The sequence below is a fragment of the Streptomyces sp. NPDC059452 genome, assembly GCF_042750035.1.
GTDB lineage: Bacteria > Actinomycetota > Actinomycetes > Streptomycetales > Streptomycetaceae > Streptomyces.
In genome coordinates this window covers 143,022-164,722 of record NZ_JBHYVE010000001.1, presented here as the reverse complement: position 1 = coordinate 164,722, position 21,701 = coordinate 143,022, and the positions used below count along the sequence as shown (strand labels likewise).

Below are 21,701 nucleotides of genomic sequence, written 5' to 3'. Positions count from 1 at the left end.
CACCCTTATCTGGCAGCCGATTCGAGGGGAGCCGTACCCATGCGCGCAGCCGTACTGCACGAGATAGGCCAGGAGAAGCTGGAAGTCCTCGACGACGTCGAGGCGGTGGGGTTCGGCCCCGGAAAGGTCAGGCTCCGCATCCGGGCCACCGGGCTCTGCCACTCCGACGTCTCCGCGATGAGCGGCGTCCTCCCGCAGCCCGCCCCCTTCATCCCCGGCCACGAGGGCGCGGGCGAGGTCGTCGACGTCGGTGACGGGGTGAGCGGTCTGAGCGCCGGGGACCGGGTCCTCGTCTGCTGGCTGCCCGCCTGCGGGGCCTGTCCGTCCTGCGGGCGCGGCCAGACCCAGCTCTGCCTGGCGGGCTTCATGAACGCGGGCACCCCCAACTTCAGGCGCCCCGGCGGCGATGTCTTCGGCTTCGCGGGCACCGGCACCTTCACCGAGGAGGTCGTCGTCGGCGCGGGCTGCGCGGTGCCGATCCCCGACGACGTACCGTTCGAGATCGCCGCCCTGATCGGCTGCGGGGTCACCACCGGCCTCGGCGCGGCCATCAACACGGCCAAGGTGGAAGCTGGTTCATCGGTCGCGGTGATCGGCTGCGGTGGCGTCGGCATATCCACCATCCAGGGCGCCCGGGTCCAGGGCGCCGCCCAGATCGTCGCCGTCGACCCGGTCGCCTCCCGGCGCGAGGCCGCCCTGCGCTTCGGCGCCACCGAGGCCGTCGCCCCCGACGGGCTGGCCGACGCCAAGCAGCGCATCACGGGCGGCGAGGGCTTCGACTACGTCTTCGAGGTCGTCGGCAAGTCCGCCACCGCCCGCACCGCCTACGAGCACACCCGGCGCGGCGGCACCCTCTGCGTCGTCGGAGCGGGCGCCATGGACGACCACTTCCAGGTCAACATGTTCGAGCTGTTCTTCGACGAGAAGCGCATCCTGCCCTCCATGTACGGTGGCGGGGACGTGCTGCGCTCCTACGAACGGGCCATCGCGCTCTGGCGGGCGGGCCGGATCGACCTGGAGTCGATGATCACCCACCGGGTCCGGCTGGAGGGGATCAACGACGCCCTGGACCAGATGCGCACCGGTGAGTCGCTGCGTACCTGCATCGAACTCTGAACACAGCCCTGAACCAACGACGTTGTCGAGGAATGCGATGTCACTTCCCCTTCCGCTGGACGGTCTGTCCGCGATCGTCACGGGCGCCGCCCGGGGTCTCGGCCGCGCCGAAGCCCTCGAACTGGCCCGGCTCGGCGCGGCCGTCGTCGTCAACGACTTCGGTCAGCCGGCCCGCGACGGCTCGGGCGAGGCGTCGGCCGCGCCCGCCGAGGAGGTCGCCGCCGAGATCCGCGCGGCGGGCGGCCGGGCGATCGCCCACGTCGGAGACGTGGCCGAGTTCCAGCAGGCCCGAGAGCTGGTGGAGCTGGCCGTCTCCACCTACGGAAAGCTCGACATCCTGGTCAACAACGCGGGCATCCTGCGGGACCGGATGATCTTCTCGATGAACGAGGACGAGTGGGACGCGGTGATCCGCGTCCACCTCAAGGGCCACTTCAACACCACGCACTTCGCCGCGATCCACTGGCGCGAGCGCTCCAAGCAGAGCGGCGGCTCGGTCTACGGCCGGATCGTCAACACCTCATCGGAGGCGTTCCTCGCGGGCTCGGCGGGGCAGCCCAACTACGCGGCGGCCAAGGGCGGCATCGTCGGGCTCACCACCTCCACCGCCCTGGCGCTGGCCAAGTACGGGGTCACCGCCAACGCGATCTGCCCGCGCGCCCGGACCCGGATGACCCAGGACGTGTTCGCGGGCTTCCAGGAACCGGCCGACGGCACGCTCGACGCGCTGGCCCCCGAACATGTCTCCCCGCTCGTCGGGTATCTCGCCTCGCCCGCGGCGGCCGGGGTCAACGGGCAACTGCTCGTCGTCCACGGGGGCATGGTCGCGATCGTCGAACGGCCCAGGGTGGCGGCCAAGTTCGACGCGGCGAAGGAGGCGTTCACCTTCGCCGAGCTGGACGAGCTGATCACCCCGTACTACGCGGACCGGCCCGGTGGCGAGACCTTCGCCGCCGCCGAGGTGCTGGGCCTGAAGCGGGAGCGGTAGGTAAGCGGTAGGTAAGGGAGGGGAGCGGGGGCGTAGCCGAAGGGGCCCGGTACGGCTGTTCGCCGTACCGGGCCCCTTTCCTGTGCTCAGGCGGCCCTGGACTCCTCCTGGGCGGGCCTGCGGTGGCGTCCGTGCGGCTGCACCGATGTGTTCTCCATCGACGCACCCCCTCGGTGCTTTCCGGAACCGCCGGTCCCGGACCCTTCCGCGTCGCCCCCCGGCGTGCGCGGCGTGGTCGTGTCGGTTCGGGCTTCAGACATGTGGGAAGTCACCCCGTTGTGATCGCTTACCTGTGTCGCACGTACGTGTTTCGGTCGTACGTACGTGTTTCGCAAGCCCCGCCGCCATCCGACGCGGTCACCGTCGGCACCCGCCCGGTACGGCCGCGCAGCCCAGCAGAGCCCCGATTCTAGGGCCTCTCGTTACGAAAGGCCCTGGCCAGTGACGCCGCTCGGTGCAGCGGCGCCTGCCCCAACGGAACGGGCTTGCACACGACAGGAGGGGTGACGGCGGCGGACGGTTCCGTTCCGGCCGAACCGCAGCCCGAACCGCCCGCCCCAGGGAGTGGTTCCTCGTCGGCCGGGGCGTCGAGCAGGGCCACCCCGCAGGACGTCGCCTCGTTGGCGTACGGGAGGTGCAGCACCCCGTCCCGGCTCCAGTACCCGGCCCCCGCCGACCAGCCATCCGGCGCCGCGAACTGGTGCAGCCGCCGCCCCTCCGGGCGCCAGACCCCCACCCAGCTGCCGGCCGGACCGTCGATCCGCAGCGCCACGGCACAGCTCTCCGGCATCAGCATCCGGCCGGGCTGGACGGCGAACGGCGTCACCGCCACATCCGCCGGACGCAGGCACTCCGGGAAGCGCACAGGCAGGCAGCTGCCGAGCACGCCCCAGCCGAGCCGGTCGTGGCCCGGCGCGTCCGAGCGCAGTATCAGCAGCCCGCTGTCCGCGTCGGCCAGCAGCAGCCGGTCGTTGCTCTCCGGCGTGATCTGGAGCAGCGGGGTCACCTCGCCGTGGCGCTCCAGGTCGACGGCGACCGCCTTGACCGGCCCGCCGCCCGGAAGCCGCCGGTCCAGGGCCAGCATCCGGCCCGCCCCGTCCAGCCAGGCCCCGCCGGAGCAGTGCCCGGGGATCTCCGCGGCCAGCTCCGGCCCGAAGGCGCCACCGGCCACCAGCCACAGCAGCGAGGAGCGTTCGCCCGGGGAGAGGGCGTAGACGCTGGAGCCGTCCGGTGAGGGCGGCAGCAGTGTCATCCCGTCGCACTCGACCGCGCCGAGGGCCAGTTCTCCGGTGCCGGGCCCGGTCGGGTAGAGCAGCGAGAACATCTGCCGGTCCGCCACCCGGCGCCGGATCAGCACCCGCCCGTCGGCGAGCGGCACCACCTGCGCGTCCGGCTCCTCGGGCTGGTTGAGCGGCAGGGGCACGGCGTAGGGCTCGGGGCCGTCCAGCGTCCAGCGCTCCGGGTACCAGGCGCGCTGCTCGCCCGGGGCGCCGGGCGCCGCCGTCAGCCGGGCCCCGTACGCACCGTCCGCGGTGAGCGTGAAGGTCCCGGGGGCGTGGGGGACGCGGGGGGCACTGGACAGGCCGGACGGGCCGGGCGCGGCCGGTCCCGTCCCGGCGGGTTCCTCGGGCTCGCCGGACTCTTCAGGACCGGGGTCCGCCGTCGTGGCGGCCCCGGCGGTTCCGCCCTCGATGGCACAGGCAGTCATGGACTCGTCACCTCCGGCTACGAAAACTAGTTTTCGCACTTCCAGCCGAACAACACGAGCCACCTCACTTCACACATAAGGGTGGCGATGTCCGGATTCTCCTGAGGGGGAGGGGGTGAGTGTGCTGGAGGGGGTGGCCGGGCCTAGGGTGAGGCAGCCCTAACCATCAGGCGTGCCCCCCGGCGCACGTACGCGTATCAGCAGGAGCAAGCGATGTCCCTTCGGCCCCGCGGCACCGCCGCAGTCGCCCTGGCGGTCGCCGCCGCCCTCTCCCTCTCCGCCTGCGGGAGCGGCGACAGCGGGGACGCGGCCAACGGGGACGGGGGCGGTGACAAGAAGGCGGCCGTCGCCACCGGGGGCAAGGACTTCGCGGACGCGGCGAGGAAGACGGCGGCGTACGGCACCCATGCCGAGCCCGGCGAGTTCCCCCGGACCCTCACCCACGCCATGGGGAAGACCGAGATCAAGGCCGCCCCCCAGCGGGTCGTCGTCCTGGACGTCGGCGAGTTCGACAACGTTGTTTCGCTCGGCCTGAAGCCGGTCGGCTACGCGCCCAGCGAAGGTGACGCGGCCATCCCCTCGTACCTGAAGAAGGGCGCGGGGAACCCGAAGAGCGTCGGCACGATCAACAGCCTCAACCTGGAAGCGATCGCGGGTCTCAAGCCGGACCTGATCCTCGGCAGCCAGTTGCGCGCGGCGGACAAGTACGACGAGCTGTCGAAGATCGCCCCCACCGTCTTCTCCATCCGCCCCGGCTTCACCTGGAAGGAGAACTACCTCCTCAACGCCCAGGCCCTGGACCGCACCGAGCGGGCCCATTCGGCGCTCGCCGCGTACCAGGCGAAGGCCGAGAAGCTCGGGAAGGACATCGGCGCCGACAAGCCGACCGTCTCCATGGTCCGCTACATGCCCGACCGCCTCCGGCTGTACGCCAAGGCGTCGTTCATCGGCACGATCCTCGACGACGTCGGCCTGCCCCGCCCGGAGAACCAGCAGATCGACGACCTCGCCACCGAGATCAGCCCGGAGCGGATCGACGAGGCGGACGCCGACTGGATCTTCACGGGCGTCTACGGGGACGCGAAGGCGACCCAGCGCGACACCGCCCAGTCCAACCCGCTGTGGAAGAAGCTGGACGCGGTCAGGGAGGGCCGGGCCAAGGACGTCTCCGACGAGACCTGGTACCTCGGCCTCGGCGTCACCTCCGCCGGTCTCGTCCTGGACGACCTCCGCGCGGACCTGGTGAAGTGAGCCGGTGAGCAGCTGAAGTAACGATTCGTGTCCGGCCGCCGGTCCAGGCGTACAGGTCCGGCGGTCAGGGGCGGCGGACCACGCCGGACAGGTAGCCTTTCCCCCGTGCCCCGTCTGTCTGAAGTCATCGCCGCCCTCGACGCCCTCTGGCCCCCCGAGCGGGCCGAGGGGTGGGACGCGGTCGGGACGGTCTGCGGCGACCCGGACGCCGAGGTCGACCGCGTGCTGTTCGCCGTCGACCCCGTCCACGCGATCGCCGACGAGGCACTGAAGCTCGGCGCCCAGCTGATCGTCACCCACCACCCGCTCTACTTGCGCGGGACGACGACGGTCGCCGCCGACACCTTCAAGGGCAAGGTCGTCCACACCCTCATCAGGCAGGGCGTCGCGCTCCACGTGGCGCACACCAACGCCGACACCGCCGACCCCGGGGTCTCCGACGCCCTGGCCGGCGCCCTGGACCTGCGGGTCACCGGCCCTCTCGTACCGGACCCCACCGACCCCCACGGGCGGCGCGGACTCGGCCGGATCTGCGAGCTGGACCACCCCGAGACCCTGGCCGACTTCGCCGCCCGCGCCGCCGCCCGGCTCCCCGCCACCGCGCAGGGCATCCGGCTGGCCGGCGACCCGGAGGCGCTCGTGCGCACCGTCGCCGTCAGCGGCGGCTCCGGCGACAGCCTCTTCGACGCCGTACGAGCCTCCGGCGTCGACGCCTTCCTCACCGCCGACCTGCGCCACCACCCGGCCTCCGAGGCCGTGCAGCACTCGCCGCTCGGCCTGGTCGACGCCGCGCACTGGGCCACCGAGTGGCCCTGGTGCGAGCAGGCGGCCGCGCAGCTCGACGCGCTTTCCGACCGCCACGGATGGGACCTGCGGGTCCATGTCTCGAAGCAGGTCACCGACCCCTGGACCACCCACCATTCCTCTGGAGCCCCCAACTGAACGCCGCGCCCGCCGACCAGATCCGACTCCTCGAAGTCCAGGCCCTCGACGTACGTCTCGCCCAGCTCTCCCACAAGCGCACCTCGCTGCCGGAGCACGCCGAGATCGAGCAGCTGAGCAACGACCTCGCGCAGCTGCGTGACCTGCTGGTCGCCTCCACCACCGAGGAGAGCGACACCACCCGCGAGCAGACCAAGGCCGAGCAGGACGTCGACCAGGTGCGCCAGCGTGCCGTCCGCGACCAGCAGCGCCTGGACTCCGGAGCGGTCTCCTCGCCCAAGGACCTCGAAAGCCTCCAGCGCGAGATCACCTCGCTCGCCAAGCGCCAGGCCGATCTGGAGGACGTCGTCCTGGAGATCATGGAGCGCCGCGAGTCCGCCCAGGAGCGGGTCGCCGAGCTGACCGAGCGGGTCTCCGCCGTCCAGGCCAAGGTCGACGACGCCACCGCCCGCCGCGACGCCGCCACCGCCGAGCTGGACGCCGAGGCCGCCACGGTGACCAAGGACCGGCAGGTCGTCGCCGAGGTCATCCCCGACGCCCTGATGAAGCTGTACGACAAGCTCCGCGCCCAGCAGGGCGGGGTCGGCGCCGCCCGGCTCTACCAGCGCCGCTGCGAGGGCTGCCGACTGGAGCTGAACATCACCGAGGTCAACGACGTGAAGGCCGCGTCCCCCGACACGGTGCTGCGCTGCGAGAACTGCCACCGCATCCTGGTGCGCACCGCGGAGTCGGGCCTGTAATGAGCGTCGCCCGTCAGCTGGTGGTCGAGGCCGACGGCGGCTCCCGGGGCAACCCGGGGCCCGCCGGTTACGGCGCGGTCGTCCTCGACGCGGCCACCGGCGAGACCCTCGCCGAGGCCGCCGAGTACATCGGTGTCGCGACGAACAACGTCGCCGAGTACCGGGGCCTGATCGCCGGTCTGACGGCCGCGAAGGCGCTGTTCCCGGAGACGGACCCCACGGACCTCAGGGTCCACGTCCGGATGGACTCCAAACTGGTGGTCGAGCAGATGTCGGGGCGCTGGAAGATCAAGCACCCCGACATGAAGCCGCTGGCGGCCCGTGCCGCCGCCCTTCTGCCGCCGTCCTCCGTCACGTACGAGTGGATCCCGCGCGCGCAGAACAAGCACGCGGACCGGCTCGCCAACGAGGCGATGGACGCGGGCCGCGACGGCCGGCAGTGGGAGGCGTCCGCCTCCACGGCCGAGCTGGACGCCCCCGCCCGCACCCCGCTGCCCGACCGGGGTCCGCCCGGCGACGCGGCGGCGGGAGCGGCGAAGGCCCGGGCGGCGCTGGCGGCGGCGCGGGGCGGGTCGGACGCCGGGACGCTGTTCGAGGTCGACGCCGGGGCCGCTGCTTCGGAAGAACCCGAGCCCACCGACGTCACAGCGGCCCCGCAGGTCGGCTGGGCCGCCGCCCCCGACCTCGGCGCACCCGCCACCTTCGTCCTGCTCCGGCACGGCGAGACGCTGCTCACCCCCGAGAAGCGGTTCTCCGGCAGCGGCGGCACCGACCCCGAACTCTCCGCCACCGGCCGCGACCAGGCGGCCCGCGCCGCCGCCCACTTCGCCGCCCTCGGCACCATCCAGGAGATCGTCAGCTCGCCGCTGCGCCGCTGCCGCGAGACCGCCGCCGCCGTCGCCGGACGCCTCGGCCTGGACGTCCGCATCGAGGACGGCCTGCGTGAGACGGACTTCGGCGCGTGGGAGGGGCTGACCTTCGGGGAAGTGCGTGAGCGGTACGGGGACGACCTCACGGCCTGGCTGGCCTCACCGGACACCCCGCCGACGGGCGGCGGCGAGAGCTTCACGGAGGTCGCCGACCGGGTCGCGGCCGCCCGGGACCGGCTGACCGCCCGTCACGCGGGCCGCACGGTCCTGGCCGTCACGCATGTGACCCCGATCAAGACCCTGGTCCGGCTGGCGCTCGGGGCCCCGGCGGAGTCGATGTTCCGGATGGAGCTGTCGGCGGCCTCGGTCTCGGCCGTGGCGTACTACGGGGACGGCAACGCCTCCGTACGCCTCCTCAACGACACCTCGCACCTGCGCTAGCGGCGACGGGGGGCGGCCGTACATGGACTGGTCGACGGGGCTGCTCGGGTTCGCCGCCGGGCTGCTGATCTCGGTGGTGACCGCCCCGGTCGGGGTGTCCGGGGCGGTGTTCCTGCTGCCGGTCCAGGTCAGCGTGCTCGGGGTGCCCAGCCCGGCGGTCACCCCGACCAACCTGCTCTACAACGTGGTGGCCGGGCCCGGGGCCCTGCTGCGCCACCACCGGAACGGCGGGCTGCGCGGGCCCCTGACCCGGCTGCTGGTCCTGGGCACCGTCCCCGGGGTCGTCGTCGGCGCGGTGATCCGGGTCTTCGCGGTGCCGGGCCCCTCGGTCTTCCGGCTGCTGATCGCGGTGCTGCTGCTCCCGCTGGGCGGCTGGCTCTGTCTCCGTACGCTGCACCGCGCCGCCCGCAGGACAACCCCCGCGCGGGAACCCTCGCCCCGGACCGTCACCCGCCTCGCCATGGCCGTCGGGGTCGCCGGGGGCATCTACGGGATCGGCGGCGGCTCGCTTCTCGGCCCGATCCTGGTCGGGCGCGGGATGCCGGTCGCGAAGGTGGCCCCGGCCGCGCTCGCCGCCACCTTCGTGACCTCGGTCGTGGGCGCGGGGACGTACGCCCTGCTCTCCCTGACCACGACCGGCGACATCGCCCCGTACTGGTCGCTCGGCCTGGCCTGCGGTCTCGGCGGCCTGTGCGGGGGATACCTGGGCGCGTACCTCCAACCCCGCCTGCCGGAGACGGCGTTGCGGCTGCTGCTGGGGGTGCTGGCACTGGGGATCGGCGGGATCTACGCGGTGCAGATCCTGCGCTGAGGTTTGGTGAGGTCGGGCGGTGAGCGCCGCCGCCTCCTCGCGGGCTCAGGCCCCCAGCGCCGCCGCCTCCGCCGTCAGCCGCGCCACCCGGTCCCAGTCCTTCGCCGCCACCGCGTCGCCCGGGACCATCCAACTGCCGCCCACGCAGGCCACGTTGGGCAGAGCGAGGTACGCGGGTGCGGAGGCGGCCGAGATGCCGCCGGTCGGGCAGAAGCGGGCCTGGGGGAGCGGGGCGGAGAGCGCCTTGAGATAGGCGGTGCCGCCCGCCGCCTCGGCCGGGAAGAACTTCATGTCGCTCACCCCGCGCTCCAGCAGGGCCACCACCTCCGAGGTGGTCGAGACGCCGGGCAGGAACGGCACTCCGGCCTCCCGCATCGCCTCCAGCAGCGCGTCCGTCCACCCCGGGCTGACCAGGAACCGGGCCCCCGCCTCGACGGTCTCCCGTACCTGCTGCGGAGAGATGACCGTCCCCGCGCCGACCACCGCCCCCGGCACCTCGGCGGCGATGGCCCGGATGGCGTCCGGCGCGGCGGGTGTCCGCAGGGTCACCTCGATCGCCGGGAGCCCGCCCGCCACCAGCGCCCGCGCCAGCGGCACCGCGTCGGCCACGTCGTGCAGGACGACGACGGGGACGACGGGGGCGAGATCCAGGACGGAGGTGTCGGAGGGGGCGGCCGGGGGCGGTGAGGAAGAGGTCATGGAGTCATCCTGTCGCGAGGCGGACGTTGTGTGCAACGGCCGTTGCGCAGGATGCAACAGGAGCCCGGTCTCAGTGGATCTCCGTCACCACCACATCCAGCGCCCACGGCCGCCCGGCCCGCGCGGGGGCCTCGGCCTCCACCACGTACCCGAGATCCCGCAGCGCATCCACCAGCTCCGCCGGGCTCTTCGGCCGCGCCCCGGACAGCAGCAGGTCCCGCACCATCCGGCCCTTGGTCGCCTTGTTGAAGTGGCTGACCACGGACCGCTTCTCCACCCCGTCCACGATCTGCGACTGGAGCACCCGCACACTCGCCGTACGCGCGGCCACCTCGCCCTTGGGCTTCCAGGCCGCGGTGTACGCCGACGAGCGGAGGTCCAGGACGAGTCCGGCCCCGGCGGCCTCGGGCATGACCGTTTCCATGGGCCCGCGCCAGTACGCGCCGAGCGCGCCGAGGCCGGGGAGCTTCACGCCCATCGAGCAGCGGTACGGGGGAATCCGGTCGCCGATCCGGACCGCGCCCCACAGCCCGGAGAAGACCAGCAGGGAGGTGGCGGCGCGGCGCCGGGCGTCCGCGTCCAGGGTGGCCAGGCCGAGGGCGTCGTAGAGGACACCCGTGTACAGCTCCCCGGCCGGACGGGTCCCGGCGGTCCGCAGCTCCGCGTTCTTCCCCACCTCGCCCCGCAGCCCCACACTCAGCCCGAGCACCTCGCGGGCCTTCTCCTCGTCCGCCTGGCACAGCTCGACCAGCTCGTCCAGGACCGCCGCCCGGCCCTCGGCGAGCCCCGGCAGCGACAGGGACTCCGGCTTCAGGGGAGCCCCGCGCCCCGAGGCGGCCTTTCCTTCGGAGGGCGGCAACAGCACGAGCACGGCGGTTCTCCTTCGTACGCACGACAAGCGGGGCCCGGTCCGCGTGCGGGCTTTCCGGGTCCCCGGCAAGGGTACGGGGGCGGGCCCTCACTCCGGCGTGGGCGAGGGTGCCCGCCTCTGCGTGAGCGCGGCGACCGCCGCCCGGGGGCCGTCCGCGTGGAAGCGGAGCGTCCGGGCCGTACCGCGCCGGCCGAGCGGCCGTACGAACTCCACCGGCTCCGTCAGCTCCACCGTCACCGTCGTCCGGCTCCCCACCACCAGATCCAGCGTGCCGTCCTCGTCGACCCGCACGAGCGAGCCGTCCGGGTAGCGCCGCTCCACCCGGGCGGAGGCGATACCGGAAGCGGGGACCCGCAGGTCGAACAGGGCGCCGTAGCGCAGCCGCAGCGAACCGTCGGCCTCCACCACGTGCGGCCGGGTCACACAGGCCGCGTGCAGGGCCAGGACCAGCAGCACGCCGTACACGCCCACCACGAGCAGGATCGCGTGGACCAGCGGCCAGGGGATGACCAGGGCCAGCACCACGGTCTCCAGGACGGAGGCGAAGAGGAACGCGTACATCATCCCGGTCTGCGCGCCCGTGTACGGGACGGGCAGCGCACCCTCCGGGAGCCGGTGGCGTCGGCGTACGGCCCACAGGCCGAGACTGTGCAGCGCCCGGAACTCGTGCACCACCAGCCGCCGCACGGCCACCGGCACCAGAACGCGCACCGCCCCCCGCGAGGCCTCCCGCCGTCCGGCCCCGGCCCGCCGCCGGGCCGCGTACAGCCGCCCCAGCACGGCGGCCTCCAGCGCCAGCACGCCCGCCACCAGCACCTCGGCCACCAGCAGGACGGCGCCCGGTACCCGCACCCCGGCCACCACACAGACGATCAGCACCGCTTCCGCGGGCAGCACCGCCCACGCCGTACCCCGCGCCACCCGCAGGGACGCCGTCATCTCCGCGGCCTCTGCTGCCGTCCCCGTCCCCGTCCCTGCTCCCGCTCCCGTACTCATGAAGTCCTCCCCTGAGGCCCGTGCATCCGCATCCGCATCCGTTCGGTCAGCGCTTCCATCACCAGGCGCACCACCTCGCGCTGTGCGGGCGGATAGTCGGCGAGCAGCGCCTGCCCGAACCCCGTCGACAGCGAGGCCCCCTCCGGGATCACCGCCAGGGCGTCCTCCGGTACGGCGGCGGCGAGGTCGGCGGCCAGCGGGGCGATGCGCGGGTCGTCCGCCCCGGCCCCGGCCAGCTCGTCCAGCCGCTCGTACAGCGCCTGTGCGCCGGGATCCTCGGCCAGCGGCCGCAGCGCCGCGTACACCTCGGCCCCGCCGACCGCCGTGTCCAGCAACGCCAGGTGCTCGCGGTCCTTCACGGCGGCGGGGGACCCGGCGGCGGGCGCGCCCTCCAGGAGGGCGGTCAGGGCGGGGGAGAGCGGCCCGTCGGCGGTGAGCGGTGTCTCCAGGAGCGCGGCCAGCACCTGCCGCCGCTCGTGGATCTCCCGCTCCTGCCGGGCCAGGTCCGCGTCGAGCTCCCCCAGCACCTCGGCCAGCTCCCGCCCCGCGTCGTCCGCGAGCACGTCCCGTACCTCGTCCAGGGAGAGCCCGATCTCGGTCAGCCGCCGGATACGGGCCAGCAGCACGGCATCGCGGACGGTGTAGGCCCGGTAGCCGTTGGCGTGCCGGGCGGGCTCGGGCAGGAGGCCGATGTGGTGGTAGTGCCGGACGGCCCGGGAGGTGACTCCGACGAGCGCGGCGATCTCTCCGATACGCATGCGGCCAGTAGAAACCCTGACGCTGCGGCAAGGTCAAGCACCGCTCTCCTTCCCGCTGTCCTCCCGCTGTCCTTCCCGCTCTCCTTCCCGTTGTCCTTCCTGCCGGGCTGCCTGTGCGGCCCGGTAGGATGGCGCGTACGGCAGAAGAGTCGGCCGGACGGCCGCGTGGGGATCCCCGGATCCTCCCGAGGAACGTCCGGGCTCCACAGGGCAGGGTGGTGGCTAACGGCCACCCGGGGTGACCCGCGGGACAGTGCCACAGAAAACAGACCGCCCGGGATCTCGGTCCCGGGTAAGGGTGAAACGGTGGTGTAAGAGACCACCAGCGCCTGAGGTGACTCAGGCGGCTAGGTAAACCCCACCCGGAGCAAGGTCAAGAGGGGCCGTTCCCGTCGAGGGAGCGGGCCTGCGTGAACGCCTGAGGGCTGCTCGCCCGAGTTCACGGGTAGACCGCACGAGGCCGGCAGCAATGCCGGTCCTAGATGGATGGCCGTCTCCCCGGCCGCCGCGAGGCGACCGGGCGACAGAACCCGGCGTAGAGGCCGGCTCGTTCTGCCGGTACGCGAGAAGGGCCTTCGACCCCTTGGGTTCCACCGGGTCGAAGGCCCTTCTCGCGTTGTGCGGGGGGTGCGCGTTCTCCATGGGCCCCGACGGCCTGATGGGATGGGGCCCATGGAGAACGCGCAGAACAAGGCCCAAGAGACCTGGTGGGCAAGGCCGTTGACGGTGTTCCTGACTGGTTCACTGCTGCTGTCCGTGCTGTCGCACGCCTTCCAGGGCTGGTTCCGGACCGTGCTCATGACCGTCGGCGCCGTCCTCGAAGCGACCGGGGTGGTCTGGGGCGTGGTGCGGTGGTTCACCTGGCGGCGCCGCCGGGACGCCACCGCCACCGCCGGGCGCTCCACGCCGCTGCCGGCCGAGCGCCCCGGTGCGCTGCCTGGCCGCCATGGCCAGAGCCGACAGGACGGAGACCGAGAGCCCCACGAGGACGGCCGCGTAGCCGGTCGCACCGGCAGCGCCACCGAGGTAGCCGAGGCCGACGGTGTACGAGACGAAGACGAGTTCGGCCAGACACGCGGCCCCCAGGAAGCGGGCGGCGGTGAAGCCCGCCGGGGCGGCCACGAGCCCGCCCACGAACCGGCCACCTGGCACGAAGCGGACACCGATCACCCCGGGCGTCCCGTAGGCACGGATGTGCCGGGTGATCCGCGTCCGCGCCTCGGGCCCGGCTCCGCGCCGGACGAACGTGCGCGCCTTGGGCCCGGTTCCGGAGCGGACGAACGTACGCACCACCGGCCCGGCTCCGGAGCGGACGAACGTGCGCGTCTCGGGCCCGGCTCCGGAGCGGGTGAACCGGAGCCGGGCCCGTGAGGCGAGCAGGGACCCGGCGGCGAAGACGGCCAGGTCGCCGAGGACCGCGCCCACGAACGGCGCGGTGAGGACGAGCGGGACGCTCAGTCTGCCCGCGGCGGCCAGCGCTCCGGCGGTGGCCAGGACAGCGGCGTTGGGGACGAGGGGCAGAGCCATGACGAGGGCGAGCGCGGGATAGATCCACAAGGACTCCACCGGCATCGCGCTCAGCTCCGGCCCCATGGCCGTCCTCCTCGGTCGGTGTCGTACGGCAGCCGGTGGCGTACGGCCGCGGCGGGGCGTCAGAGCCGGCCGGTGGACTCTCCGTGCAGCAGGGCGCCGCCGAGCGGAGTGATGGAGTGCTGCACCTTGTTGAACGTGCGCAAGGTGGTGATCAGGCCGGCCGCCCGGAGGATCGAGGTGTGCTGACTGGCCGCCGCCGAGGAGATCCCGACCCGCTCGCCGACCTCCGTGGTCGTCAGGCTTCTGGTGAGGATTTCCAGTACGGCCGTGCGGGTGCGGCCCATGAGCGCGTCGAGCGCGTTGTCGTCGGCCTGGCAGTCCTCCCACAGCGACTCGACCCACTCCGGTCTGACCGGGATCGGGTAGATCAGGGTCATGCCGTCGCCGTTCTCGTCCTCGATCAGCACGGGCGGGCGGCCCGCCAGGAAGAGCGACGGCTCCAGGGTGATCCCGGTCGCCTCAAGTTTGAGGTCTTCCCCGACACCCGGGATTCCCAGCACCGGCGGGTTCCAGCGGATCGCGGGGTGGAGCGTGGAGAGCAGCTTGCCGACGCCTCCGCTGAGCATGATCTGGCCACGTGCCACCCGGTCGGCGTCCAGCCGCTTGGCCATGGCCTTCCAGTAGGGGGCCACCGCGGTGCGCCGGAAGTCCTCCAGGTCCTTGACGACCTGCGGCCAGGAGACGGCACGTTTTCCGGCCGCCTGCTCCGCCCGGAGCTGCCGCACCACCTGGTCGATGTCGGGGAAGGGGCGCACGATCTGGGCGAGTTGCACCAGAGGGCGTACGGAACCCGCGCTTCCCGTTCTCTTCCGCCATGTCTTGAAAGCGGCCCCGCCGCCTCCGCTGGACAGCATGTCCAGGGCGAAGACGGTCTCTCTGAGCTGGCTGGAATGGGTTCGTATGTGAATCTTGGACAGGCTTTCAGGCGTCAGGTATAAGCCACGCATATTCCCCCCGTAGGATTTGTGCGCATGTAGAGCTGCCGCTACCGAGACTCGATGAACGAAGTTCGGCTCCCGAATCGTCTGCTGCATTGGCGGTGCCCGAGTTTACCTCAGCGAAATTGATCTCGCTCGCCCGAGACCGTGCCTCTTGCCATCATGATGCAAGGGCCTACGGGGATCTGGAAGTGGTGTCCGCACTCCTTCCAGGGGTTCAGCTGGCTGCACCGTCCGGATTCCCGAGTTCCGGACCTTCCGGATTCCTGAGTTCCGGAAGCCAGGGCGCCCGGCTCTGCTCATGCGCAAATATCAGATCGGCGTGGCGGAGGGAGGACGATATTGCGTCGTGTCCGGCGAGGAGCAGCCGTCGCGCCCGCGCCTCCACTGTGAAATCCCATACCTCCTCGTCGTGGGAGACCGTGCAGTTCACCAGATCGACGGCGACCGTCCCCTCAGGGTTCGCCTCCACCGACGACATGAGGTGCTCCACCACCGGCAACGGCTGTTCGATCGGGAGTAGCCCGTTATTCAGTGCGTTGCGTTGAAAAATATCACCGAATCCAGCGGCGATCACCACCGTGAATCCGCCATCCCGGAGCGCCCAGACGGCGTGCTCCCGGGAGCTGCCGATGCCGAAGTTGCGCCCGGCCAGCAATAGGGAAGCACCGGCGGCCCGCGGTTGCGACAGAGCGAAATCGGCCTCCTTGCGCCAGTTGGCGAAGAGAGCGTCCTCGTAGCCCGATTTCGTCACTCTCTTGCAGAATTCGGCAGGCACGATCTGGTCGGTGTCGACGTTGTCGCGGCGGAGCGCCACGGCGCGCCCGATATGTTGGTGGAAGGGCTGGGGCATTTCTCTGCTCCGATCGGCGGTGCGGGCATGGGCCCGCGCTGGTGGGTCCCGGTGGGCGCGGGGCTGGTTCACAGGTCGCCGGGGGCGGCCAGCCGCCCCGCGACGGCGGTCGCGGCCGCGACGGAGGGCGACACCAGGTGCGTACGGGCCCGGGAGCCCTGGCGGCCCTCGTAGTTCCGGTTGGACGTGGAGGCGCACCGCTCACCGCCGGTGAGCCGGTCGCTGTTCATGCCGAGGCACATGGAGCAGCCGGGCAGCCGCCACTCGGCCCCCGCCGCGCCGAACACCTGGTCCAGCCCCTCGCTCTCGGCCTGTTCGCGGACGAGCGCCGAGCCGGGCACCACGATCATGCGGGTCCCCGCGGCCACCTTGCGGCCGTCGAGGACCTCGGCCGCCGAGCGCAGGTCCTCAAGCCTTCCGTTGGTGCACGAGCCCAGGAAGACGACATCGATGGGGATGTCCCGCACCCGGGTCCCCGGCGTCAGCCCCATGTAGTCGAGCGCGCGCCGGGCGGCCGACCGGGCCTGGTCGTCGGGGAGCCCCTCCGGGTCGGGCACGACCCCGTGGACGGGAACGACCTGGCCGGGATTGGTCCCCCAGGTCACCAGCGGCGTCAGACCGGAGACATCGAGGGTGACGGAACGGTCGAAGACGGCTCCCTCGTCGGTGCGCAGGGTCTTCCAGTGGGCCAGGGCCGCGTCCCACAGCTCGCCCCGGGGGGCGTACGGGCGGTCCCGCAGATAGGCGAACGTCGTCGCGTCGGGGGCGATCAGGCCGGCTCGCGCGCCTGCCTCGATGCTCATGTTGCAGATGGTCATCCGGGCTTCCATGGAGAGACCGCGGATGATCTCGCCGCGGTACTCGATCATGTGGCCGCGCCCGCCGTTCGTCCCGATCTCGCCGATCAGGGCGAGGACGAGGTCCTTGGCGCCGACGCCGGGTGGCAGGGTGCCGGTGAACTCGACGGACATCGTGTCCGGACGATTCATCGCCAGGCACTGGGTGGCCAGGACGTGTTCCACGTCGCTGGTTCCGATACCGAAGGCCAGCGCACCGAGGGCGCCGTGGGTGGAGGTGTGACTGTCCCCGCAGACGACGGTCATACCGGGCTGGACCAGGCCGAGTTGGGGGCCGACCACATGGACGATCCCCTGACGGTCGTCACCCATGCGGTACAGCTCGATGCCGTGCTGGTCGCAGTTGGCGCGCAGCGTCTCGATCTGGGTGCGGCTGACCGGGTCCCGGAGCTCGCTCGTGTCCGTGGGGACGTTGTGGTCCTCCAGAGCCAGGGTCAGCCGGGGACGGCGTACCTCACGGCCCGTGAGCCGTAACCCGTCGAAGGCCTGCGGAGAGGTCGCCTCGTGGGTCAGATGGAGATCGACGTAGAGGAGGTCCGGCTCCCCCTCCTCCCGGTGCACCACGTGGCTCTCCCACAGCTTCTCCGCCAGCGTCCTCCGGCCGTCCGGGTGATCCATCTCGTTCCCCTGTCTGGTGAGCGGCAGCAGGCTGTCCGATGAGCAGCCGACTGTCCGGAACTCCTGAGCAACCGCAGCTCCGCGTAGCCCCGCAGCTCCGTGGCCCCGCAGCCCCGTAACTCCGTAGCCCAGCAGCCCCGCAGCCCCGCGCGTCATGACGCGCCACCGAGCGTCACACGGGGCTCAGCGGCTTGCCAGGGGATTAAGCACTGGGCTAACCCCCCAGCCCACCGGCCTCCGCGACACCGTCCTGACCGGGGGAGAACGCCCAGCCTCCAGCCTCCTGCAGTGAGGCCGGTACAGGAGGCCATACCTCGGTCCGGGCGCTGGCCTCACTGTGCGAACTCCCCTCGCCCGCAACGATGGTTGAGGGGCCTCGAACGGCCCGGCAGGTGGTGCCGAGGGGAGCTGGATCATGTGGGGGAATCGTGGGTCGCGCGGTCGGCGCCGTCTGTCGGCCGTCGTCCTGACCGTCCTGACGGTCCTCGGTACGGGCAGCTGGACGACCGGGGCCGAACCGCTCACACCGTCCACCCCGCCCGGGATCGAGGCCTGGCAGGCCGACCGCGCCCGAGGTGAGCGGCTGCCCGACCCCGCCACCGCCTCGCCCGCCGAGGTGTCCGGATTCTTCGCCCGCGCGACCGCCGCCCGGCTCGGCCGGCTGCTCGACCGCCATCCGGGGACGCTCGGCAATCTGGACGGCGCCCCCGTGCGGCTGCGGTACGCGGCCAACAGGAAGGCGATCCGGGCGGAGGCGCTGCGCGAGCTCACCCGGGCCGAGGACCGGTCGCTGCCGGACCGCACCCGTCGGCGGGCACATGAACGCGCCGGACGGTACGGCGAACTCCTGCTGCCGGGACGGCAGATCCTCGCCTTCGACCCGCGGGGCCGCGGTCAACTCGTCGAGGTGTACGGGGATCTGACGGCCGCGGCCCGTACGGCGGTCGTCGTGCCCGGCTCGGACATCGACCTGATGTCGTTCGACCGGGCCAAGGACCCGTACGGCACCCCGTCGGGGATGGCGAAGTCCCTGCACGGGCGGATGGCGGCCGTCGCCCCGTCGACACCGACGGCGGTGATCGCCTGGGCCGGGTACACCACCCCGTCCGGCATCGGCGTCGACGCCGCCACCGGACGGCTCGCCGAGGCGGGCGCCCCGCGCCTGTCCCGGCTGCTGTCGGGCCTGGCGGCCACGGGCGCACCGGCCCCCGCCGTGTTCTGCCACAGCTACGGCTCCGTGGTGTGCGGCCTGACGGCACGGCAGGCGCAGCCGGGCACCCTGGGCGACCTGGTGTTCGTCGCGGCGCCGGGCACCCGGGCCGGTTCGGCCACCGGCCTGGGGACGACCTCCAGGGTGTGGGCCGCGACCGCCGCCTCCGACTGGATCCAGCATGTCGCCGGGCTCAGGATCCTCGGGCTCGGCCACGGGGCCGACCCGTCCGACCCCGCCTACGGCGCCCGCCCGGTGCCCACGGCCCGTGTCACGTCCCACACGGGCTACTTCGCCCCGGGCAGCGACGCGCTGGCCGCCTTCACGGACATCGCGCTGGGCCGCCCGCCTGGTGGGGATGTGGCGTCGGCCCGTCTGTCCGGTGGGGATGTGGCGCTGGGCCGTCCGCCCGGTGGGGGTGTGGCGTCGGCCCGTCTGTCGGGTGGGGACGCGGTGCCCGCCCATCCGCCTGGTGGGGATGTCGCGCCCGCCCGTCCGCCCGGTGGGGACGCGGCACCGGCCCGTCCGCCCGGTGCGGGCGGAAACGCCCCGCACCCCCGGTGAACCGGCTGAACCGGCGCCGCAGGGCGCTCACCTCCTCCCGCCCGTTTCCTGCGGCAGTCGCCGCCGACGCTCCGAGGAACGCCATGACCACTCCTCCTGACACCGCCGCCGCCTCGCGGCTGTCCCGGCTGTCCCGGCTGCGCGCCTCCGCGCGGCGGGTGGCCCTCGCGATCGACGCCCGGACCCCCTTGGGGCGCGACCGGGGGCTCGACGGGCTGCGGGCGCTCGCCCTGCTCGCCGTGCCGACCGGGCACTGGCTGGTCGGCGGCTTCACGCTCGACGCCGACGGTGCCCTGCGCAACGCGAGTCCGCTGACCGCCCTGCCGTTCCTCGCCCCGGTCAGCTGGCTCCTCCAACTGCTCGGCATCTTCTTCCTGGTCGGCGGATACGCCTCCGCGCGGTCGTACGGGCGGGCCGCCCGGAGCGGTGTTCCGGCCACGGAGTGGCTCCGCTCCCGGCTGCTGCGGCTGGGCCGTCCGGTGCTGGCCGTCGCCGCCGTCTGGGCCGTGCTCGTGACGGTGCTGCACGCGGCCGGTGTACCCGCCGCGACCGTGCGTACGGCGGCGACCCTGGTGATCCAGCCGCTCTGGTTCGTGGGCGTGTACGCGTTCATCACGGCCCTCACCCCCTGGTGCCTGCGCGCCGCCCGCCGCCTGGGGCCCCTCTCCGCCGGGATCCTGCTCGTGACGGTCGCCGCGGTGGACTTCCTGCGGTACGGACCGTACGCGGACGCCGTGCCCGGCTGGGTGAGCCTGGTCAACCTGCTGGCCGGCTGGCTCTTCGGCTACCAGCTCGGAGTCTGCTGGAGCGAGCACCGGCTGAGCCGGCGCACCGCGCTGGCGCTGCTGGCGGGCGGGGCGGCCCTGTTCGCCACGCTGCTGCTGGCCTTCGGCTACCCGGTCAGCATGGTGGGCGTCCCCGGCGAGGGCCGCACCAACGCCCACCCGCCGTCGCTGCTGGTGGTGGCGCTGGCCGCCGCCCAGTGCGGCGCGGCCGTGCTGCTGCGCGACCGGATCGGCCGGGCCCTGCTGCGGCCGGCGCTCTGGGCCCCCGTGGTCGCGGTCAACCTCTGCGCCCTGACCATTCTCTGCTGGCACCAGACGGCGATGCTGGCCACCGCGATACCCGGGTCCTTCCTCGGTGCGCTGCCCGGTCTGACGACGGCGCCGCAGAGCACGGAGTGGGTCCTCGCCCGGCTGCTCTGGCTGCCCGTCTTCGCGCTCGTCTTAGCCCTGATCGCCCGGTACACACGGCGGTTCGAGGGGCCGTGGACCGGGGCGGGCCGGGCGCGCGGGGTGATCGCGTCCGTCCTGGCGGCGGTGTTCGCCGCCTTCGCCCTCGGGTTCGTCTCATGACCGCGCCGCCTGCTCGCGGCCCTTCCTCCGACGCAGCATCTGGGCGGTCAGGAAGGCCAGTTCGAGGGACTGGGTGTGGTTGAGACGAGGGTCGCAGGCGGTCTCGTAGCGGCGGTGCAGATCGGCCTCGCGCACGTTCCCGCCGCCCCCGACGCACTCGGTGACGTCGTCGCCGGTGAGCTCGACATGGATGCCTCCCGCATGGGTGCCGAGGGCGGCGTGCACATCGAAGAAGCCCTGCACCTCGTCCATGATGTCCTCGAACCGGCGTGTCTTGTGCCCGCTCGCCGCCTCGAAGGTGTTGCCGTGCATCGGGTCGCAGACCCACGCGACCGGCACGCTGTTGGCGGTGACCTTCTCCACCAGGGCGGGCAGCCGCTCGCGGACCCGGTCCGCGCCCATCCGCACCACGAACGTGAGCCGCCCCTCCTCGCCGAGCGGGTTGAGGCGCTCCGCGTACGCGAGTGCCTCGTCGGCGGTGGCGTCCGGGCCGAGCTTGACGGCCACGGGGTTGCGGATCCGGGAGAAGAACTCGACGTGCGCGCCGTCCAGCGCCCGGGTGCGCTCCCCGATCCACAGCAGATGGCCACTGGTGGCGTACGGCAGACCGGTGCGGCTGTCGGCACGGGTCAGGGCGGCCTCGTACTCCAGGAGCAGCCCCTCGTGGCTCGCGAAGAACTCGACGGCGCGCAGCTCGTGGGGGCGGACCCCGCAGGCCGCCATGAAGCGCAGTGCCCGGGAGACCTCGTCGCTCAGCGCCGTGTACCGGCGCCCGGCGGGGGAGTCGTCGATGAACCCGCGGTTCCAGGTGTGGGCCTGCTCCAGGTCCGCGGCCCCGCCCGCGGCGAACGCCCGCACCAGGTTGAGGGTCGCTGCCGAGGCCTCGTAGACACGGCGCAGCCGCCCCGGGTCGGCCCGGCGCGCCTCGGGCGTGAACTCCGGGGAGTTGACGGCGTCGCCCCGGTAGACGGGCAGGGTGACCCCGTCGCGTGTCTCGGTGGGGCGGGAGCGCGGCTTGCCGTACTGGCCGGCCACCCTGCCCACCTTGACCACCGGCACCGAGGCCGCGTGGGTGAGGACGACGGCCATCTGGAGCAGGGTTCTGAGCTTCGCCTCGATGGCTTCGCCCGACACCCCCGAGAGGGTCTCGGCGCAGTCGCCGCCCTGGAGCAGGAACGCCTCCCCCCGGGCCACGGCGCCGAGCCGCCGCTTCAGCCGGTCGCACTCCTGCGCGAGGACGAGCCCCGGGGCCTTCGCGAGCCCGGTGACGACCTGACGCAGGGCGTCGGGGTCGGGCCACTCGGGCTGCTGGGCTGCGGGCAGGTCCCGCCAGCTCTCCGCGGTCTCCCCGGGAGCGTGAGCCGGAGCGGAAGCGGAAGCGGAAGCAGAAGTGGAAGTGGAGGCAGGGGAAGGGGAAGGGGTTCGGGATGTGGTCGGAAGCATGGTCACTGCGGCCTTTCCTGACAGACGGATTCTCCGGCGGTGAAGGCGGCGGAGATGGCGGAGATGGCGGAGGAAGGGAA

At 72.9% G+C, this 21,701-nt stretch carries 19 protein-coding genes and 1 other RNA gene; 10 read left to right on the top strand and 10 right to left on the bottom strand.

Features of this window, described 5'->3' with window-relative positions; all coding sequences use genetic code 11:
- Positions 1 to 39 precede the first annotated feature (39 nt).
- A complete protein-coding gene (locus tag ACFW9Z_RS00635; RefSeq protein ID WP_384632138.1) occupies positions 40 to 1,116 on the top strand; it encodes a Zn-dependent alcohol dehydrogenase in 1,077 nt (358 codons plus the stop codon).
- Positions 1,117 to 1,153: 37 nt separating this feature from the next.
- Complete coding sequence (locus tag ACFW9Z_RS00630) at positions 1,154 to 2,104, top strand: 3-oxoacyl-ACP reductase (protein WP_384632135.1); 951 nt, start codon at positions 1,154 to 1,156, stop codon at positions 2,102 to 2,104.
- A 409-nt stretch (positions 2,105 to 2,513) separates the two neighbouring features.
- Here the strand turns inward: ACFW9Z_RS00630 and ACFW9Z_RS00625 are convergent, their stop codons facing one another.
- Complete coding sequence (locus ACFW9Z_RS00625) at positions 2,514 to 3,812, bottom strand: hypothetical protein (protein WP_384632132.1); 1,299 nt, start codon at positions 3,810 to 3,812, stop codon at positions 2,514 to 2,516.
- Between the two features lie 213 nt (positions 3,813 to 4,025).
- On the opposite strand from ACFW9Z_RS00625, the gene ACFW9Z_RS00620 reads away from it, so the two are divergent.
- The 5 genes from ACFW9Z_RS00620 to ACFW9Z_RS00600 all read left to right on the top strand — a co-directional run bounded on the left by ACFW9Z_RS00620 (position 4,026) and on the right by ACFW9Z_RS00600 (position 8,866).
- A complete protein-coding gene (locus ACFW9Z_RS00620) occupies positions 4,026 to 5,063 on the top strand; it encodes an ABC transporter substrate-binding protein (RefSeq protein ID WP_384632129.1) in 1,038 nt (345 codons plus the stop codon).
- A 105-nt stretch (positions 5,064 to 5,168) separates the two neighbouring features.
- Entirely contained in the window at positions 5,169 to 6,005 is an 837-nt protein-coding gene (locus tag ACFW9Z_RS00615) for a Nif3-like dinuclear metal center hexameric protein (protein WP_384632126.1), read from the top strand.
- A complete protein-coding gene (locus tag ACFW9Z_RS00610; RefSeq protein ID WP_384633340.1) occupies positions 6,002 to 6,745 on the top strand; it encodes a zinc ribbon domain-containing protein in 744 nt (247 codons plus the stop codon). Before ACFW9Z_RS00615 ends, ACFW9Z_RS00610 begins: the two co-directional genes overlap by 4 nt.
- The gene (locus ACFW9Z_RS00605; RefSeq protein WP_384632123.1) at positions 6,745 to 8,055 is read left to right on the top strand and encodes a bifunctional RNase H/acid phosphatase; all 1,311 of its coding nucleotides are present in this window, start codon (positions 6,745 to 6,747) and stop codon (positions 8,053 to 8,055) included. The genes ACFW9Z_RS00610 and ACFW9Z_RS00605 overlap by 1 nt, the downstream gene beginning before the upstream one ends.
- Before the next feature lie 22 nt (positions 8,056 to 8,077).
- Positions 8,078 to 8,866 carry a TSUP family transporter gene (locus tag ACFW9Z_RS00600; protein WP_384632119.1) on the top strand — a complete coding sequence of 263 codons (789 nt, stop codon included), beginning with the start codon at positions 8,078 to 8,080 and terminating at the stop codon, positions 8,864 to 8,866.
- Positions 8,867 to 8,911: 45 nt separating this feature from the next.
- Here the strand turns inward: ACFW9Z_RS00600 and eda are convergent, their stop codons facing one another.
- The 4 genes from eda to ACFW9Z_RS00580 form a co-directional block, all read right to left on the bottom strand.
- Positions 8,912 to 9,565 (bottom strand): bifunctional 4-hydroxy-2-oxoglutarate aldolase/2-dehydro-3-deoxy-phosphogluconate aldolase, encoded by a 654-nt coding sequence (gene eda / locus ACFW9Z_RS00595; RefSeq protein ID WP_384632116.1) that lies wholly within the window; start codon positions 9,563 to 9,565, stop codon positions 8,912 to 8,914.
- A gap of 70 nt (positions 9,566 to 9,635) precedes the next feature.
- A complete protein-coding gene (gene yaaA / locus ACFW9Z_RS00590) occupies positions 9,636 to 10,436 on the bottom strand; it encodes a peroxide stress protein YaaA (protein ID WP_384632114.1) in 801 nt (266 codons plus the stop codon).
- Between the two features lie 87 nt (positions 10,437 to 10,523).
- Complete coding sequence (locus tag ACFW9Z_RS00585; RefSeq protein ID WP_384632111.1) at positions 10,524 to 11,432, bottom strand: hypothetical protein; 909 nt, start codon at positions 11,430 to 11,432, stop codon at positions 10,524 to 10,526.
- Positions 11,429 to 12,190, bottom strand: a complete 762-nt coding sequence (locus tag ACFW9Z_RS00580) for a MerR family transcriptional regulator (protein WP_384632108.1) — start codon at positions 12,188 to 12,190, stop codon at positions 11,429 to 11,431. The genes ACFW9Z_RS00585 and ACFW9Z_RS00580 overlap by 4 nt, the downstream gene beginning before the upstream one ends.
- 145 nt (positions 12,191 to 12,335) lie before the next feature.
- Between ACFW9Z_RS00580 and rnpB the strand changes: the two genes are divergently transcribed.
- An RNA gene (gene rnpB / locus ACFW9Z_RS00575) (RNase P RNA component class A) lies at positions 12,336 to 12,744 on the top strand.
- Between the two features lie 187 nt (positions 12,745 to 12,931).
- On the opposite strand, the gene ACFW9Z_RS00570 is transcribed toward rnpB, so the two are convergent.
- The 4 genes from ACFW9Z_RS00570 to leuC all read right to left on the bottom strand — a co-directional run bounded on the left by ACFW9Z_RS00570 (position 12,932) and on the right by leuC (position 17,049).
- A complete protein-coding gene (locus ACFW9Z_RS00570) occupies positions 12,932 to 13,783 on the bottom strand; it encodes a hypothetical protein (protein WP_384632105.1) in 852 nt (283 codons plus the stop codon).
- Between the two features lie 59 nt (positions 13,784 to 13,842).
- The gene (locus ACFW9Z_RS00565) at positions 13,843 to 14,556 is read right to left on the bottom strand and encodes a winged helix-turn-helix domain-containing protein (RefSeq protein ID WP_384632102.1); all 714 of its coding nucleotides are present in this window, start codon (positions 14,554 to 14,556) and stop codon (positions 13,843 to 13,845) included.
- 382 nt (positions 14,557 to 14,938) lie between these two features.
- A complete protein-coding gene (gene leuD / locus ACFW9Z_RS00560; protein WP_384632099.1) occupies positions 14,939 to 15,574 on the bottom strand; it encodes a 3-isopropylmalate dehydratase small subunit in 636 nt (211 codons plus the stop codon).
- Positions 15,575 to 15,642: 68 nt separating this feature from the next.
- On the bottom strand, positions 15,643 to 17,049 hold the full coding sequence (gene leuC, locus ACFW9Z_RS00555) for a 3-isopropylmalate dehydratase large subunit (protein WP_384632096.1): 1,407 nt from the start codon (positions 17,047 to 17,049) through the stop codon (positions 15,643 to 15,645).
- Between the two features lie 415 nt (positions 17,050 to 17,464).
- Here leuC and ACFW9Z_RS00550 point away from each other — a divergent pair, with 415 nt between their 5' ends.
- Together ACFW9Z_RS00550 and ACFW9Z_RS00545 are read left to right on the top strand one after the other, a co-directional pair.
- Positions 17,465 to 18,823, top strand: coding sequence for an alpha/beta hydrolase (locus ACFW9Z_RS00550; RefSeq protein ID WP_384632093.1), 1,359 nt, complete (start codon positions 17,465 to 17,467; stop codon positions 18,821 to 18,823).
- 83 nt (positions 18,824 to 18,906) lie between these two features.
- Positions 18,907 to 20,178, top strand: a complete 1,272-nt coding sequence (locus tag ACFW9Z_RS00545; protein ID WP_384632090.1) for an acyltransferase family protein — start codon at positions 18,907 to 18,909, stop codon at positions 20,176 to 20,178.
- Here ACFW9Z_RS00545 and ACFW9Z_RS00540 read toward each other — a convergent pair.
- The gene (locus tag ACFW9Z_RS00540; RefSeq protein WP_384633337.1) at positions 20,173 to 21,621 is read right to left on the bottom strand and encodes a class II 3-deoxy-7-phosphoheptulonate synthase; all 1,449 of its coding nucleotides are present in this window, start codon (positions 21,619 to 21,621) and stop codon (positions 20,173 to 20,175) included. The genes ACFW9Z_RS00545 and ACFW9Z_RS00540 overlap by 6 nt on opposite strands.
- Positions 21,622 to 21,701 lie beyond the last annotated feature (80 nt).

What these genes read in the sequence shown, in the direction of transcription:
- leuC (WP_384632096.1), bottom strand. Translation starts at nt 17,049, where the DNA reads ATGGATCACCCGGACGGCCGGAGGACGCTGGCGGAGAAGCTGTGGGAG.
- ACFW9Z_RS00580 (WP_384632108.1), bottom strand. Translation starts at nt 12,190, where the DNA reads ATGCGTATCGGAGAGATCGCCGCGCTCGTCGGAGTCACCTCCCGGGCC.
- ACFW9Z_RS00630 (WP_384632135.1), top strand. Translation starts at nt 1,154, where the DNA reads ATGTCACTTCCCCTTCCGCTGGACGGTCTGTCCGCGATCGTCACGGGC.
- ACFW9Z_RS00545 (WP_384632090.1), top strand. Translation starts at nt 18,907, where the DNA reads ATGACCACTCCTCCTGACACCGCCGCCGCCTCGCGGCTGTCCCGGCTG.
- ACFW9Z_RS00620 (WP_384632129.1), top strand. Translation starts at nt 4,026, where the DNA reads ATGTCCCTTCGGCCCCGCGGCACCGCCGCAGTCGCCCTGGCGGTCGCC.
- ACFW9Z_RS00585 (WP_384632111.1), bottom strand. Translation starts at nt 11,432, where the DNA reads ATGAGTACGGGAGCGGGAGCAGGGACGGGGACGGGGACGGCAGCAGAG.
- ACFW9Z_RS00635 (WP_384632138.1), top strand. Translation starts at nt 40, where the DNA reads ATGCGCGCAGCCGTACTGCACGAGATAGGCCAGGAGAAGCTGGAAGTC.
- ACFW9Z_RS00605 (WP_384632123.1), top strand. Translation starts at nt 6,745, where the DNA reads ATGAGCGTCGCCCGTCAGCTGGTGGTCGAGGCCGACGGCGGCTCCCGG.
- leuD (WP_384632099.1), bottom strand. Translation starts at nt 15,574, where the DNA reads ATGCCCCAGCCCTTCCACCAACATATCGGGCGCGCCGTGGCGCTCCGC.
- ACFW9Z_RS00625 (WP_384632132.1), bottom strand. Translation starts at nt 3,812, where the DNA reads ATGACTGCCTGTGCCATCGAGGGCGGAACCGCCGGGGCCGCCACGACG.
- ACFW9Z_RS00550 (WP_384632093.1), top strand. Translation starts at nt 17,465, where the DNA reads ATGTGGGGGAATCGTGGGTCGCGCGGTCGGCGCCGTCTGTCGGCCGTC.
- eda (WP_384632116.1), bottom strand. Translation starts at nt 9,565, where the DNA reads ATGACCTCTTCCTCACCGCCCCCGGCCGCCCCCTCCGACACCTCCGTC.
- ACFW9Z_RS00600 (WP_384632119.1), top strand. Translation starts at nt 8,078, where the DNA reads ATGGACTGGTCGACGGGGCTGCTCGGGTTCGCCGCCGGGCTGCTGATC.
- ACFW9Z_RS00570 (WP_384632105.1), bottom strand. Translation starts at nt 13,783, where the DNA reads ATGGGGCCGGAGCTGAGCGCGATGCCGGTGGAGTCCTTGTGGATCTAT.
- ACFW9Z_RS00540 (WP_384633337.1), bottom strand. Translation starts at nt 21,621, where the DNA reads ATGCTTCCGACCACATCCCGAACCCCTTCCCCTTCCCCTGCCTCCACT.